The following is a 14,683-nucleotide window of genomic DNA, read 5'->3' on the forward strand; positions in this document are numbered from 1 at the left end:
CTGCTTTTTCCCAGGTAGTTGCCTTTGTTCGCCGATGGATTGTGTGGATAGCTCGTATCCACGAATCCGATGCGCGACCACGCGCGCGCCGGACCAGCCTCGGTACAGCCGGCGCCCGCGGACCGGTGCAGGCCAACCCATCGCCCTGGCGGATACCTGCAATCGAAAGGTCCGACTTGTGACGGTCGGGCGCCACCGCTAAATTGAGGAGCCGTTACCAATACAAGGGCAATCGTCTTGCGGCCGCCATGGCTGCGTGAGCGGTGAGCGGATCGTTCCGGACAGCCAGCGCATCGGCGCGAACTTGCCGGTGCATCCGCCTGGACAGCCCAAAAATCAAGGAGACAATCATGAAAACAACCAGCGAGAGCCGGGCTGGCCGCGCCAGCCTGATGGTGGCACATTGTGCCGGGATGGTCGACCTGGTCGCACTGCCGGTCTGGGTCGGCGTGCTGATCAGCGGCTACGGCCTGGACCCGCAACAGGCGGGTGGGCTGGCCACCCTGTTCCTGGTTGGCGCCGTGTGCGCAAGCCTGTTCGTCGCTCCCCGCTCGGCCCGGCTGCCTGCCCGAGCCACCGCGGCCGGCGGCTTTGCCGTCGCGGCGCTGGCCTTCGGCGCTGTCGGGCTGGTGAACGACTATGCGGCGATGGCGGTGCTGCACGTGGTCGCGGGACTGGCTGCCGCAACGGCATTGAGCGTGACCCACGCGGCCATTGGCGGCAGCGGCAACCCGCACCGGCTGTTCGCCCTCGTCGGCTTTGCATTGGGCGTCTTCGGCATCCTGTTCATGGGCGGCGTTCCGAAACTCGTGGCCTCGCTGGGCGCGCCGGCGCTGTTCTGGAGCTTCTGCGGCATCATGGCGGTGGCCGCCTGCGTTGCCGCACTGGCGTTTCCCACGGCCCGCGCCGTCGACAGCGGCGCGCAGCACACTGCCGGCCGCCTGCCCCGCGCGGTATGGCTGGCCGCGATCGGCGTCAGCTGCATGGGCCTAGTCCAGGCCATGATCTTCGCCTTCGTCGAGCGCATCGGCGCCGAACGGGGTTTCGACGGCGCCGCCGTGGCGGGCGTGCTGATCGCACTGGGTTTCGTCAATCTGCTTCCCGCACCGCTTGCCGCGTTCCTGCAAAAGCGCGTCAACCCGCGCACGGTGCTCGTGTGCGGTCCCGTCGTCCAGGCAGCGCTGGCCCTGTTGATGACGCAGAGCCAGGCCTTCCTGCCCTACGCGGCCGCTGCGGCGTGCTTCGCGGCCGTGATGATCTTAACGCACACGTTCGCGTTCGGACTGCTGGCGACGCTCGATCCGAGTGGCCGCGCGGTGGGCGCAACGCCGGCCATGCTGATGACCGGCGCGGCGATCGGCCCCATTCTGGGCGGGACGGTGGTGAAGCTGTCCGGCTACCCTAGCCTCGGGCTGGCCGCGGCCGCCATCGCCATCTGCGCGGTGGTCTGCTTCCTGCCAAGCCGCGCGGACCGGGCCGTGTTGTCTCCTTCCTGAACCGACATCCGGCGACCCGGATCTTCGTGCCATGTACCCATGCCATGTATCCAGGCCGCGTATCGCTGGTTTCGCACAAGTCGCTCCCCCGCAGTACCACGGCGCTGCAAGGCGCCCGTCGCGCCGGGCGTGCGTTTTACCAGCACCAGCGCGGGCAAGGTCTTCGGGTCCGGCGGCTTTGAACATGTGTTCAACGACATCGGCGGCCCTGTCGATGCGACCGGACCAGCATCCATCGTGGTCGGCCTGTCAGCCCTGCGGCAGGTGCCCGCATTCCCGATCGCGCCTTGAGGCGGCGGGTATCTTTTCCAGAAGCCGGGACAGGAGACACTGCCGACTGCACAGGTATGTCGGCGGTGTCCAACGCAGGGTTCGCAGATCGCAGCGTAACTGGCTCATCCAGTCTGCTCGTCAACTGCGCTTGGCCACAAAACTATTTGTGTTGCATATTCGCCAGCAGCCGCTGATCCCTGCCAGTTCCCGCGTATAGTCGGCCTCATTCTGACTACGTAATCAAAAGGGGGCATACATGGGCCCGATGCTCCACCGGCTTGGAACATGCTGTGCATTCGTCCTGCTGTGCGCCTGTGGCGGGCCGGACGCCCCACCCGCGTCCGGTACGCGGGCAGCCGCTTCGGACCGGCATGCGCCGCGAATCGCGGAACGCGCCGCGGATTACGAGACCATTGTCCAGACGATCTACATCGGCTATTTCGGCCGTCCGCCCGATCCCGCCGGCCTGGCTTACTATGCCCGGTTGTACGCCGGCCTGGGCGCCCCGACGACACTCGCCGATTTCAGGTCCGCCTATTCGTCCGATCCCGCAGTGCGCCAGACCATCGACGACATGGCGGCGAGCCAGGAATCCCGCGACCTCTATCCCGGCAACAATACGGTCTTCATCACCGCCATCTACCGCAATCTGTTCAACCGTGCACCGGATGCCGCCGGCCTGGCGTATTGGGCCAAACTGCTGGGTGATGGTGCGATCACCCGGGGCAATGCCGCGCTGTCCATCATGGCCGGCGGGCAGGCAAGCGACATGGTTGCCGTGCAAAGGAAGGTCGCCGCGTCCGTGGCCTTTGTCGGCCTGCTGGACACGCCCGCCCGTGTCGCGGCGTATGCCGGCGCTTCACCGAACGAAGCGGCGCGCCAGCTCCTGCAACGGGTCGATGCAGGCAGCGACCTGGCGGACCTCGGCACCGCGTTCCAGGCGCTGTTGCAGTCCCTGCTTGCCGCCCCGCGTCCTGCCGGCGCCCCCGGCCAACCGGTCATCACCAGCGCCGTCCCGACCGATACGCAGATCGTCCTCGTGTTCGCCGCACCGCAGTCGAATGGCGCCAGCCCGATCGAAGACTACACGGCGATCTGTACCAGCCCGTCAGGAGTCGCCTCGATGAACGGTACGGCCAGCCCATTGATCGTCGGCGGGCTGCAGAATGGCGTGCCATATTCATGCGCCGTCAATGCGCGCAACGGTGCCGGCACGGGTACCGTGTCCCAGGTCGTCGACGTCACGCCGCAGGCAGGGGCGCTCACGTGGCAGGCACCGGTGGATCTCGTGGCGACGGGCCTGTCCACTTCCAGGGCGGGCCGCGCTTTCCTGGCGTTCGGTGCCCCGCCCCGCATCGGCAACACGGCGCCTCCCGGTTACCTCGCCACCTGCGCGTATGGCGGCGAGAGCCTGTCGGGGTATGCGACAGCCAGTCCCGTGGTCGTCGAAGGCCTGCGCAACAACGTTCAATACACTTGCACGGTCAGCGTGGCCGGGCCCGAAGGCGGCGTCCCGTCGTCCACCGTCCCGGTCGACATTCCGGCACCGAACGGCCACCATCTGCGCTTCATCTATGCCGTGCCGAGCGACCGACCCTTCAACGACGGCTGGTCGAAGGCCATCCAGGGAGCCGCCGTCCACCTGCAGCAATGGTTCAAGCATCAGCTCGGCGGGCCCACATTTACCATCTACGCTGCCGCGCCGGAAGTCTGCAACCTGCCGCGCCCGTCGCGCGATTACTTCAGCAACGACACGTGGGCGACGGTCCAGCGCGACCTGACCGAACACTGTGGCCTCGACCACACACGGCAGGACGTCGACTGGATCGTGTATGCCGACGTCCTGCACGCGGTGAACACCCCCGGGAGGCTCGGCGCGGGGATGCCGCGCCTTGCCATGTTCCCGCGCCAGGACCTGGAGGGCCTGGGTGGCGCCCCCTGCGTGGTCTCCGACGAAGGGACGACCTACTGCTTCGAGACGATCCGATGGACCGGTGGCGGCGCCCATGAAATCGCACACACCCTGCATGTTCCTCACCCGGAAGGCTGCGATGCCGGGCTGCCGTCGTGTACCGAGCATGCGAAAGCATCGATCATGTGGACGGGTTACACCATCTATCCCGACACGTATTTCCTTCCGGCTGCAAAGGCCATCCTCTTCGAGTCGCCGTTCATTCGTTGACTGCCGTGCCGGGGACCGCGATGGTTGAAGCCCGCACCCTGGCGATCACAACTACAAAAGTCCGCAGAACAATCCGACCTGCACCGGACCCTCATATTTGTGCAGTGCACAAAACTTTGCTTGACTTCGCGCTTTAACCCTGTAAGCTTGATCATGTTGCAGTGCACAATAAATATCGCGAGCCGCTAACAACCGCTCTCATCAACCTTACCGAATGGAGCAAACCATGTTTTCGATTCCTGAGCAATTTTCCAATGCAACAAAGACCACTTTCCAGAGCCAACTGGCAATCTTTTCGACCCTGACCGGCAAGGCATTCGAAGGTATCGAGAAACTTGTCGACCTGAACCTGACCACCGCCAAGGCGTCGCTGGACAATTCGTCTTCCACCGCCAAGCAGTTGCTGTCTGCCAAGAACCCGCAAGAATTTTTCGCGCTGGGCACCGCCCAGGCCCAGCCAGCTGCCGAGAAAGCCGTTGCTTACGGTCGCCAGGCGTCCTCGATCGTCGCCGCTACCGCTGCCGAGTTCACCAAGGTCGCCAAGGAACAAGCCCTGGAAACGAACAACAAGGTTATTTCCCTTGTCAATCAGGTAAGCAGGAATGCTCCGGCCGGTAGCGAGAAAGCCGTTGCCTTCTTCAAATCCGCAATGGGCGGCGCGGATGCCGGCTATCGGCAGCTTACCAAGGCGACGAAACAGGCTTCGGACGTGATCGAAGGCAATGTCAACGCGGCTGTCGAGCAATTTACCTCGGCCGTGAAGAAGAGCCCACTCGGTGCCGCCAGCTGATTTGATACAGGCCGGGCCTGCAGGGTTCACGTCCGAAGCGTAGCTGTACGAAGCCGCTTCGGTATCCGTAAACCCCTTTGGCAAAGATCTTCATCCCGGCGCGACCGGGATTTTTTTCGCCTGGATGCGTTGCGCACCTCAGGGCTGGTGTTTCCCTGCCCCCCGCGATAACTTGCAGCTGGTGCAGCTGAAAAGCATTTCTCGTACACCACGCCTTAGCGCCATCGTTGACCGCAGCGCCGTCGACAATTTCCGCTGGTGGAGGCGCGCGGCTATACTGTCGGCCTCTCCGCCCAACTCCCTCTGACATGCGTGTGCAATCCCTGAATGGCGTTACCCTCGAATCCCTGCTCACCCGGCTGGTCGACCACTATGGCTGGCATGAGCTGGGTCGCCGCATCGACATCAATTGCTTTCGAAGCGACCCGAGCGTGAAGTCCAGCCTCAAGTTCCTGCGCCGCACGCCCTGGGCGCGCGCAGAGGTGGAAGCGCTGTTCCTGGAGACCGAGTTCCCCGGTTGACCGAATAATGCTGTAGCGCTTTCGTCAGCCAATGCGCACGTGAAGTTCGCTGTTTGCTGAACTGCCGTGCCGAAGCGCCTGTCGGACAGGTTCCGACAGGTTCGTCATCCACCAGTCGAGCTGTTGCTGCACCGAGTGATTCTGGCTGTCGGTGGAAATGAGCCCGTAGGGGGCGACCGGCAATGGCAGCCGCCCTGCCCCGACCCATGGGACGTCCATGCGTATGATCGGGTGATCGATGTCTCGTCAGTTCATTGCAAGTGCCGGGCGCCGTATCGAAGATGACGCGCCCCTGGCTGCCGTTGACGCCAGCGTCATCGGAGCGTGAAGACGGAACACCGATACCGCCTCGGCCAACTTGGCGGCTTGCTCGCTCATCGTTTCGGATGCCGCACTCGCCTGCTCGACCAGGGCAGCATTTTGCTGAGTCACCGAATCCATCTCCCCCACCGCCTGGTTGATCTGTTCAATGCCTGCAGTCTGCTCGGTACTCGCCGTCGTGATTTCCCCCATGATACCGGTCACGCGATTCACGCTCGATACGATTTCGGTCATCGTTGCGCCAGCCTGGCCAACCAGCACGGTGCCGCCGGCGACCTTCTCCGTCGAATCGCTGATGAGCTGCTTGATCTCCTTCGCTGCCGCTGCCGAACGCTGCGCCAACGTGCGCACTTCACTTGCAACGACCGCAAAGCCGCGTCCCTGCTCGCCCGCGCGCGCGGCCTCGACAGCTGCATTCAGGGCAAGGATATTGGTCTGGAAGGCGATGCTATCGATGACGCTGGTGATGTCGCCGATCTTTGCCGCAGAAGCCCGGATCTCGTCCATCGTGATCACCACTTGCCCGATGACTTCACCACCTCGAATGGCGATAGCAGACGCGCTTTCCGCGAGCGAGTTCGCCTGCCGGGCGTTGTCGGCACTCTGCTTCACTGTCGACGTCAATTCCTCCATCGAAGAAGCGGTCTCCTCGAGGGAACTGGCCTGCTGTTCCGTACGTACCGACAAATCCTGGCTACCTGCGGCGACCTCCGCGGCTGCCGTGGCGATCGTGTCGGTACCCGAGCGGACAACTTGCACTGTCCGGGCCAGGCTTTCGTTCATCGCTTTCATCGCCTGCAGCAACTGCCCCATTTCGTCGGCCGTTTCCACGTCGATCTGACTGGTCAAGTCACCAGCCGCGACTGTATTGGCCACTTCCAGGGCTCTGCGCACGGGGCGAACGATCGACACGGTGATCCACCAGGCCACGCCCACCGCAAACGCAACGGCAAGCAGGCCGATCACGATCGAAAGCAATCTTGACTCGGTGTATGTCGCGGCCGCAGCCGCGGCCGATTCATCGCTCAAGCCTTTCTGGAAGATGACCAATTCATTTGCCGATCCCTTCAGGCGCACCAGCAACGGCCGGAGTTCCGTACTCAACAAGGTACGCGCCGCATCCAGATTGCCATCGTTGACGAACTGGATCAACCGATCCTGCCCGACCACGTAGGCATCCATTTCCTTGGTAATTTGTGCCAGCAATGCCCTCGCTTCGGGACGCTTCATTGATGCATTCATGGTGTTCAGGATGCCGGCGATGGCCGCTCTCGATACCTTGATTTCGTCCATCTGTGCTGTGCGGTCGGCTGCCGTCGGCGACAGCATCATATTTCGCAAAGCGATGGCGATATCGTTCACTTCCAGGAGCATGTCTTTCGTGGCCATGATCTTCGGCATGCGATCATGGACGATCGCGTCGGTGTTCGAGTCCATCCGCCCAAGCATGACATTACTCATCACGATCAGGCAGACGAGCAATACGCTCACGGTTCCGAACCCAAGGCCCAGTCTTTTTGCGATCGACAAATCCTTGACTCTCATACAGTAATTCCCCTATTGATGTGAATACATTCCAGCTCGTCAGTGGGGTTAACGGCGGCAGTGCATCTAAACCGATGGAAAGAAGCTAAGAATCACTGAATAAATTGTGAAATTGACGCCACCAGTCCCGGAGCGGAACGAATCCCCGTGGCGAGACGCGGCGTCGAGGGCCGCACTCCTGTACACCGACAGGCATGGTCGGGAATGCTTCAGGCGCCCCGATACGCGTGAATGTTTAGTGTCATCCACCACAAGCCTCAACGCCCCCAGCTACCCACGTAAACGGTACTCACTGCTCAAACCGCTGCGTTACGCGGCAGGATTCGAGCACGTGCTAGGGCCCCACCACCCGGTTCTTGCCGCTTTGCTTGGCCAGATACATCCGCGCGTCCGCAAGCTGCAGGATCTGCTCGATGTCCTCAGTCGACCTGGCGCCTTCCCAGACCACCAAGCCAATGCTGGCGCCAATCGCTACGGAACCGGCGCCGAGAGTAAAGGGTTCCTGCAGTTCTGCGAGAATCTTTTGCGCCACCGCGAAGGCACTGCGGGGGGCCTGGTTCACGTCCTCGAGCAGAACGGTAAATTCATCGCCGCCAAGACGCGCCACGGTATCGGTACACCGCACGATCGATGTCATCCGCTGCGCTACGCCAACCAGCAGCTGATCACCTGCATGGTGCCCCATCTTATCGTTCACCTGTTTGAATCCGTCCAGATCGATAAACAGTACTGCCAGCGACGACTGAGCGCGCTGGCTGCGGGCCTGTGCGATTCTCAGGCGATCAACGAAGAGTGTGCGGTTCGCCAGGCCCGTCAGCGAGTCGTATTGCGCCATCCGCTCCAGCCTGCGCTCGATGGCCTGGCGTTCGCTGATATCGCGCATGATCACCACCAGATGCCTGTCCGTTGCAACGTTGACAGCGGTGACTGTCAGCTCCAGTGGGAAACGCGTGCCGTCGCTGCGCTGCCCCTCGACTTGCACGTTCGCTGTACCAACCAGTCGTGAAAATTCACCGTTTGCTTCCGGGACGACTTCTCCGCCCTGGACGACTGGCACCGCACAATCGATCAGGCCGATGACATTGCGGCCAGTGATCGCGCCTTCCGGGTAGCCAAACAGTTCGCAGGCGGCAGGATTGGCGGAGCGCACCCGATCGGCCCCGTCGATGGTCATGATGCCGTCGGCTACCGCATGCATCAGGGTGCGCATTTCCGCTGCAGCCTGATCCGCACGCCGCTCCGATTCGTACATCCGCGTGACCAGTGGATCTGTCTGTGAATACAGGACGTAGGCGCCTGCGAGGGAGATCAGCAGGATGATCGGCGCACCGAATGCCAGTGCCCGGCGAATAACGGCGTATGCCTCGACCGTGTCCTGCCGTGCGACAAAGCCCACGCCGGGAACGATTGCACCATAGGCGGCCACCACGTTGTGGCCGCGATAGTCGAGCGTGTACATGACGCCTGTCTTGCCGCGCAGGGCATACCCCATCGGCAAGTCGGCATGGCGATCGCCCTCGGCCAGGCCGAGCTTGAATGGACGCGCATGCTGCCGGTTCGGCAGGCATACGATGTGACCATGTTGCTGCACGCAGGCCGTCACCTCCGCGCTTTCGCCCAACGTCGCGCCATTGAACAACACGCGGTCGAATGCTGGCATCGGCTTGTCGAGCCGGAGGTATCCGAGCAGTGCGCCGCCTTCGATCACGGGTGCGCGGACGCGTAACAGTGGAACGCCATTCCAGATCAACTCCGTGCCATCGTTGTCGAGCGTCGCCGTGAATTCCGCTGGCTTGTCGAGCTCGCCAGCCTCCCAGACGACGCGTCGATGTACATCCTCGACAGCGACATGCGGATACCCTTCCGCCCGCAACCGCCGGGCGGCGTCATCGAAAGTATGGGGCTTGGCGCCAGATCCGGACGGGCGCAACAAGGGCAATGCACCCTCCTGTGCCTGCACCATGCGCAGCTCGCTGCGAGCATGCTGGACCGTTTCACGGGTAATCGTTGCCAGCCATGGCCCACGGCTTTGCACGACCGAGAGCAGACGTCCCTCGATGGCTTTTTCCAGGGATTCCTGCATGAGGACAAAGCCGGCCAGGCCGACCGTGGTCGTGACCACGATCAGGATCGCCGTTCCCAGCAATCGTACCTTGCCGGCCTCGGTGAAAAATCGCCGGTCGGCATACCAGCTGCTGCCGGACCAAGCGGCCCACATCCCGATCGCCGCCGCGATCATGCCAGTTGCGGTGTGCACCGCCATCCTCGCGGAGCGTGACCACCCGAACAGCAAGTCCGGCGCCAGCAGATATCCACCCAGTCCGGTCAGGCCGATCGTAAGGACGCACAACGTCAGCACAACGATCAACCGTGCCGTGACACGGGAGTCCACGCGGCCCAAAGCGCTATTCACCGCACCGATGAGCATGAAGCCCAATGCGCTATTGGGCGCCATTCGCCCGGGGCGGGTATTGCCGTAGTTGTACCACTGGTGCACCCATGCCATGTCGATACCAAGGCTGGCATCCACGATATGCTCCGCCAACGTCATGCTGTACAGCAGCAGCATGCTCCAGCCTATCATCGCGCGCACCTGGCCGCGTCGACGTTCGCCCACAAGCAATGCCATGCCTGTCAGCGCAAAGCCCAGACCTGTATTGAACACCATGGGGACAAGGCCACGAACAATTTCCACCATGGCTGGTACCTGCAAAAGCCATCCCGTCATGGTATTGACACCCAGGATCAGAAGCAGCGCGCCGAGAAGGCGATCGAGTTTGAGGGAATCAGTCAATAAGTACGTTCCCATGGACAGGTGGATATCCGCGCCGGCTGGCTTGTGACGGAACATGGAACAGCATGGGGATTCCGGCTGACCCGGCGATTCGTGACATTCGATGCGCCTTGCATTGGCCTGGCTGGCTGGCCGCGATTGTCGAACCAGAGCCGATCCGCGCAGCGGTGGGAAAACCGCCACTCCCATGGTTAGAGTACATCATTGCGATTGGCGGATCAGGCCAGTTCCCCATCAATCGGAAACCGCTTGCAGCGCGTCCTCGAACTGATCCGGGGACATCGGCCTGCCGAACAGATATCCCTGCATTGTCGAGCAACCGAGTACGGAGAGCAGCGATGCCTGAGCGGCTGTCTCGACCCCTTCCGCGATGACGTTCATTCCCAGTCCATCGCAAATGTCGATAACGCCTTTGACGAGCGCCTGGGCGCGCTGGTCCGTGACGAGGTCACAGATGAACGATCGATCGATCTTGAGGGTATCGACTGGAAGGCGCATCAGGTAGGACAGGCTGGAAAAGCCGGTACCAAAGTCGTCGATGCTGAGACTGACGTGCAGTCGCTTCAGCTCATGCATGATGGCGATGACACGGTCGACATCGCATACCGCGACTGATTCCGTCAACTCCAGTTCCAGCAGGTTCCCGGGCACACCGTGGGCCGCCAGCGACGTCCGTACCGTTTCCACGATATCGCCATGCAAAAACTGCCGCGGCGACAGATTGACGGCCACGCCAGGACCGTCTTTTCCCGCATCGAGCCATTGACGAATCTGGCGGCAGGCTTCATCGAGCGTCCACCGACCCAGCTGCACGATGACGCCACTCTCCTCGGCTACGGGAATGAAATCGCACGGCGCGATGAGACCAAGGGAGGGATGCTGCCATCGCAGCAAGGCTTCACATCCGACAAGTGCGCGGGTGTCGAAATCAACCTTTGGCTGGTAGACAAGGAAAAGTTGATCGGTCGAGATCGCAGCACGCAGGTCGTGCTCCAGTGCGCGCTGGCCCAGGCGACCCAGCGACCGGTTATAGGCGCTCATCAGGCCATGCCCGAGGGCCTTCGCCTGCCGCACGGCTTCGTGCGCCGTGTCGAGCAACGCTTCGGCGCCGCCATCCTGCTGGCCCAGCGGCACATAACCAGTCGTCAGGCTGCACTGGATAATGCCGTGGCTGCCGACGAACGACCGGTTCAGCAGTTCGTGAATGCCGGCCAGCCGTGCGACCGCCGCTCGATGGTCGGGTGCGCCGCGCAGCAGGAACGCAAACATGCCGCCACCGATGCGCGCGGCGATATCCGTCTTTTCCGATACCTGCAGCAGGCGTTCGGCGGTCAGCCCGATCAACCCGTCGCCGACGTCATGCCCGAACCGCTCGTTGACGGCGGAAAGATTATCGATGTCGACGACCGCCAGCAGACCTGCGCCTTCGTGATGCTTGCCATCCTTGACGGCATCGCCAATTGCACTGTCGATCGCGACGCGGCTGGGCAGACCAGTAAGACGATCGCGCAGCACCAGATTTCTCAACGCCTGCACGCGGCTGCGCGATTTGTCCCCGTAATGCTCCATCCAGTCGTTCAGGGACTGAACCGACTCCAGCGTGGCTTGCCGGACATACAGCAGATCTTCGACTGTCCGTGCCAGGCTTTTCAATAGCGTGATATCGCGCGAGCCAAGCGTTCGCGGCGCAGTATCGATGACGCACAGCGTGCCGATGCGGCTGGGCCCCGCATGGATGGGAATCCCGGCATAGAAGCGGATCCCCGGCGCGCCCGTCACCAGCGGATTGGCGGCAAACCTGGGATCCATGCCGGCGTCGTCGACGATGAAGGGTGCATCGGAAAGAATGGCATGGCCGCAAAATGACACGTCCCTGCCGGTCTCCCGTGCCTCCAGCCCACAGCTGGACTTGAACCATTGACGATCCCTGTCGACCAATGAGATCAGGCTGACCGGGACGCCGAGCGCAGAACATGCCATGCGCGTGATCCTGTCAAACACTTCCTCCGGCTGCGTATCGAGCAACTGCGCAGCCTGCAGTGCTTTCAGGCGATCTTCCTCGTCATCGGGTTGCGGGGGGCGTGCAAAATCTCTCATCTCGCTGTCCTCATCGACGTCCTGGACAAAATCTTGCCTTGCATCCAGTGATGTACCATCATAACTGCAAAATAGAACGTTGCAATATGTGTCTTCTACAGGAACGTACAACGCGTTATTGCCTTGCGATCGCACGCCGCGCCGGCGGTTCCGCCGCTGCGCCCTCCTGCCGAAAAGATGATTTCAAGTTTGTCGCATTCGTTGCCCCGGCATCGCGCCGATTGCGCGCGACAGCCCCGCGGCGCCACGAAGCGCCTCACGGCTCCACTGTATGCACTGCAATGGCGTCTTCACCGGTGCCGGTCAGTCGCTGGCGTCGCGGTGCCCTTCATGCGGATGGCCCGCGCCCAGGTGCTCGCGGATCAATGCCACGATTTCGGTTGGGCTGACAGGCTTGACAAGGTGGATGTCGAATCCCGCTTCCTTTGTCGCGTGCCGGTCCTTGGGCTGCCCCCAGCCGGTGATGGCGATAAGCACCGCCCGCCGGCCCCAATCCTGTGCGCGCACCCAGCGCGCCACGTCGAGCCCGTTCGCACGGGGCATGCCGATATCCAGCAACATCAGATCGGGCCGCCACTGCCCTGCCAGCTCGATCGCGGCTTGGCCATCGTATGCAACCTCGACGGGGTAACCTTCCATCTGCAGCACGGCGCCCAGCAGGTCGGCTGCATCGATATTGTCGTCAGCGACCAGCAATCGCCCCTGGCTGCCTGCCTGGGACAGCCGCGACGTGCCTTGCGGCGTCTCGGCATCTTCGACACGGGGGAGCTCCAGGCGAAACGTGGTTCCACTGCCGGGGCCCTTGCTGATCGCCCTGACTGTGCCGCCATGCAGCTCCACCAGCTTGCGAACGATGGCAAGGCCGATCCCCAGTCCGGGTGCGCCACCGCTGGCCTTGGCCTTCCCCTGCGCGAACATCTCGAAAACCTGCTCGAGTTCCGATGGGTGGATGCCGGCGCCGTTGTCCGCCACCTTCAGCACGATCTGTCGCCCGTCGATTGCCCCGGCCACCGTGATCGCGCCGCCGGCCGGCGTGAACTTTGCCGCGTTATTGAGCAGATTGCTCAGGACCTGGGTCAGCCGCACTTCATCGCCGATCACCATCAGTGGCGTGTCCGGGAGTTCGAACGTCACCCGATGACGTTGCGCCTCCAGCAGCGCCAGCGTACTTTCGTAAGCGTGTTCGATCACGCGCCGCAGATCGAGCGGCCTGAGTACAAGTTCGATGCGGTTATGGGTGATCCGGCTCAGGTCGAGCAGGTCGTCAAGCAGCTTGCGCATGTGGGCGGTCTGCCGTCCGATCACGTCGCGAGCCTTGTTGATGGCATCCGGTGTCGCAACGTGGCGCAGCATCTCCACCGAATAACTGATCGCCGCCATGGGGTTGCGCAGCTCGTGGGCCAGCACCGACAGGAATTCCGTTTTCTGGCGGTTTGCCTGCTCCAGTTCACGCTGCACGGACTTCAGTGCGCTCACGTCCATGATGGCGGCAACCGCACCCCGTACAGCCGACTGCTGGTCCAGCAGCGGTGCCGCATTGACGAGAATGGTGAGCGTGCGCCCGTCGTCGAAACGTACCTCGAGCTCTTCGCTGCGCACCGGCAAACCCTCGCGGGCCGCGATACGGATCGGCCAGTCGGCAGGATCAAGCGGCTGTCCATCGCGGTAGTACCGGTACGGCGCTTGGCCGCCGCCACCCGCCGGCACTTGCGCGAGATTGGTGCCCGGTTCGATTCCCAGCAAGCCGCAGAAATAAGGGCTCACCGTGATGTCGTTGATCTGCGGATCGTGGCTGATCGCGACCCCGACGGGCAGGACATCGAGCACCGTCTGCAATTCTTCCTGCTGCGCACGCTGTTGCTCTTTCGCCTCCACTTCGGCTGTGACGTCGCGCGCCGTGCCGACGATAATCCGCGGCATCCCGGCCCCATTGCCCACCCCCTTGCCGCTGACGGCGAGCCAGCGCGTCCTGCCGTCTGCGCCGACGACGCGTGCCTCGATGCCGAACGCCGCGTCACGATCAGTGGCTTCCCCCCAGGCATTGCGCACCCGTTCGCTGTCGGCACGATGCACCTGCAGCAGTGCGTCCTCGACACTTGCGTGCACGAACCCGCTGGCGTGGCCGAACATCGGGCCGATGTCTTCTGAAAACGCGAGCTGACGCGTTTCAAGGTCATACTGCCAGGTCCCCATGCGCGCGGACTGCAAAGCGATTTCCAGCCGCGCCTTGGCAAGCGTTTCGCGCGCCAGCGACTCCTGCAAGCGCAGCCTGTTATTCACGCGTTCGAAACAGCCCAATACCGCAAAGGGCACCCGGGGATAGTGTTTCGGCGTCTTGGTGATGTAATCGTCGAGGCCTTCCTTCATCGCCGTCACGGCGACCTCCTCGTTGCCGCTCCCCGTGAACATGACGACCGGCGTATTCGGATACCGCTGCTTGATGGCGCGCAGCACGTCCGTACCCAGTGTCCAGCGCAGCCGGTAGTCCGTCACGGCCACATCGAACTCTCCCTCCATCAAGGCCTTGTCGAGCGCGGCGGCGTCGGCAACGTGGCGGACGGACACGGCGGCAATACGCAGCCGCAGTTCCCGCTCGACCAGGGCGCGGTCATCGGGGTTGTCGTCGATGAGGAGAATGCGGAGCCGTTCGGCGTCAACAGGCAT

General features: G+C 62.8%; 10 protein-coding genes. 5 read left to right on the forward strand and 5 right to left on the reverse strand.

The annotated features are described in order from the left end of the window. The first annotated feature begins 350 nt into the window (after positions 1-350). The 5 genes from EWM63_RS01590 (at position 351) to EWM63_RS01605 (ending at position 5,262) form a co-directional block, all read left to right on the forward strand. Positions 351-1,496, forward strand: coding sequence for an MFS transporter (locus EWM63_RS01590; protein ID WP_130184984.1), 1,146 nt, complete (start codon positions 351-353; stop codon positions 1,494-1,496). A 129-nt stretch (positions 1,497-1,625) separates the two neighbouring features. Beyond that, on the forward strand, positions 1,626-1,787 hold the full coding sequence (locus EWM63_RS31655) for a hypothetical protein (protein ID WP_165390717.1): 162 nt from the start codon (positions 1,626-1,628) through the stop codon (positions 1,785-1,787). Between the two features lie 238 nt (positions 1,788-2,025). Further along, positions 2,026-3,951, forward strand: coding sequence for a DUF4214 domain-containing protein (locus tag EWM63_RS01595; RefSeq protein WP_130184985.1), 1,926 nt, complete (start codon positions 2,026-2,028; stop codon positions 3,949-3,951). A gap of 226 nt (positions 3,952-4,177) precedes the next feature. Continuing rightward, on the forward strand, positions 4,178-4,741 hold the full coding sequence (locus EWM63_RS01600) for a phasin family protein (RefSeq protein WP_130184986.1): 564 nt from the start codon (positions 4,178-4,180) through the stop codon (positions 4,739-4,741). Positions 4,742-5,049: 308 nt separating this feature from the next. Continuing rightward, positions 5,050-5,262 (forward strand): VF530 family protein, encoded by a 213-nt coding sequence (locus EWM63_RS01605; RefSeq protein ID WP_130184987.1) that lies wholly within the window; start codon positions 5,050-5,052, stop codon positions 5,260-5,262. 24 nt (positions 5,263-5,286) lie between these two features. Here EWM63_RS01605 and EWM63_RS31660 read toward each other — a convergent pair whose 3' ends face one another. The 5 genes from EWM63_RS31660 to EWM63_RS01625 all read right to left on the reverse strand — a co-directional run bounded on the left by EWM63_RS31660 (position 5,287) and on the right by EWM63_RS01625 (position 14,683). Beyond that, positions 5,287-5,481 (reverse strand): hypothetical protein, encoded by a 195-nt coding sequence (locus tag EWM63_RS31660; RefSeq protein ID WP_165390718.1) that lies wholly within the window; start codon positions 5,479-5,481, stop codon positions 5,287-5,289. Positions 5,482-5,508: 27 nt separating this feature from the next. Beyond that, positions 5,509-7,128 (reverse strand): methyl-accepting chemotaxis protein, encoded by a 1,620-nt coding sequence (locus EWM63_RS01610; protein WP_130184988.1) that lies wholly within the window; start codon positions 7,126-7,128, stop codon positions 5,509-5,511. Between the two features lie 334 nt (positions 7,129-7,462). Continuing rightward, the gene (locus EWM63_RS01615; protein ID WP_165390719.1) at positions 7,463-9,979 is read right to left on the reverse strand and encodes a sensor domain-containing diguanylate cyclase; all 2,517 of its coding nucleotides are present in this window, start codon (positions 9,977-9,979) and stop codon (positions 7,463-7,465) included. Positions 9,980-10,156: 177 nt separating this feature from the next. Next, positions 10,157-12,019 carry a putative bifunctional diguanylate cyclase/phosphodiesterase gene (locus EWM63_RS01620; RefSeq protein WP_130184990.1) on the reverse strand — a complete coding sequence of 621 codons (1,863 nt, stop codon included), beginning with the start codon at positions 12,017-12,019 and terminating at the stop codon, positions 10,157-10,159. 303 nt (positions 12,020-12,322) lie between these two features. Beyond that, complete coding sequence (locus EWM63_RS01625) at positions 12,323-14,683, reverse strand: hybrid sensor histidine kinase/response regulator (RefSeq protein ID WP_165390720.1); 2,361 nt, start codon at positions 14,681-14,683, stop codon at positions 12,323-12,325.

Source organism: Pseudoduganella lutea, from assembly GCF_004209755.1.
In the GTDB taxonomy this organism is placed as follows: Bacteria; Pseudomonadota; Gammaproteobacteria; order Burkholderiales; family Burkholderiaceae_D; genus Rugamonas; species Rugamonas lutea.

What these genes read in the sequence shown, in the direction of transcription:
- EWM63_RS01590 (WP_130184984.1), top strand. Translation starts at nt 351, where the DNA reads ATGAAAACAACCAGCGAGAGCCGGGCTGGCCGCGCCAGCCTGATGGTG.
- EWM63_RS01595 (WP_130184985.1), top strand. Translation starts at nt 2,026, where the DNA reads ATGGGCCCGATGCTCCACCGGCTTGGAACATGCTGTGCATTCGTCCTG.
- EWM63_RS01600 (WP_130184986.1), top strand. Translation starts at nt 4,178, where the DNA reads ATGTTTTCGATTCCTGAGCAATTTTCCAATGCAACAAAGACCACTTTC.
- EWM63_RS01605 (WP_130184987.1), top strand. Translation starts at nt 5,050, where the DNA reads ATGCGTGTGCAATCCCTGAATGGCGTTACCCTCGAATCCCTGCTCACC.
- EWM63_RS31660 (WP_165390718.1), bottom strand. Translation starts at nt 5,481, where the DNA reads ATGGACGTCCCATGGGTCGGGGCAGGGCGGCTGCCATTGCCGGTCGCC.
- EWM63_RS01610 (WP_130184988.1), bottom strand. Translation starts at nt 7,128, where the DNA reads ATGAGAGTCAAGGATTTGTCGATCGCAAAAAGACTGGGCCTTGGGTTC.
- EWM63_RS01615 (WP_165390719.1), bottom strand. Translation starts at nt 9,979, where the DNA reads ATGTTCCGTCACAAGCCAGCCGGCGCGGATATCCACCTGTCCATGGGA.
- EWM63_RS01620 (WP_130184990.1), bottom strand. Translation starts at nt 12,019, where the DNA reads ATGAGAGATTTTGCACGCCCCCCGCAACCCGATGACGAGGAAGATCGC.
- EWM63_RS01625 (WP_165390720.1), bottom strand. Translation starts at nt 14,683, where the DNA reads ATGCCTGTTGACGCCGAACGGCTCCGCATTCTCCTCATCGACGACAAC.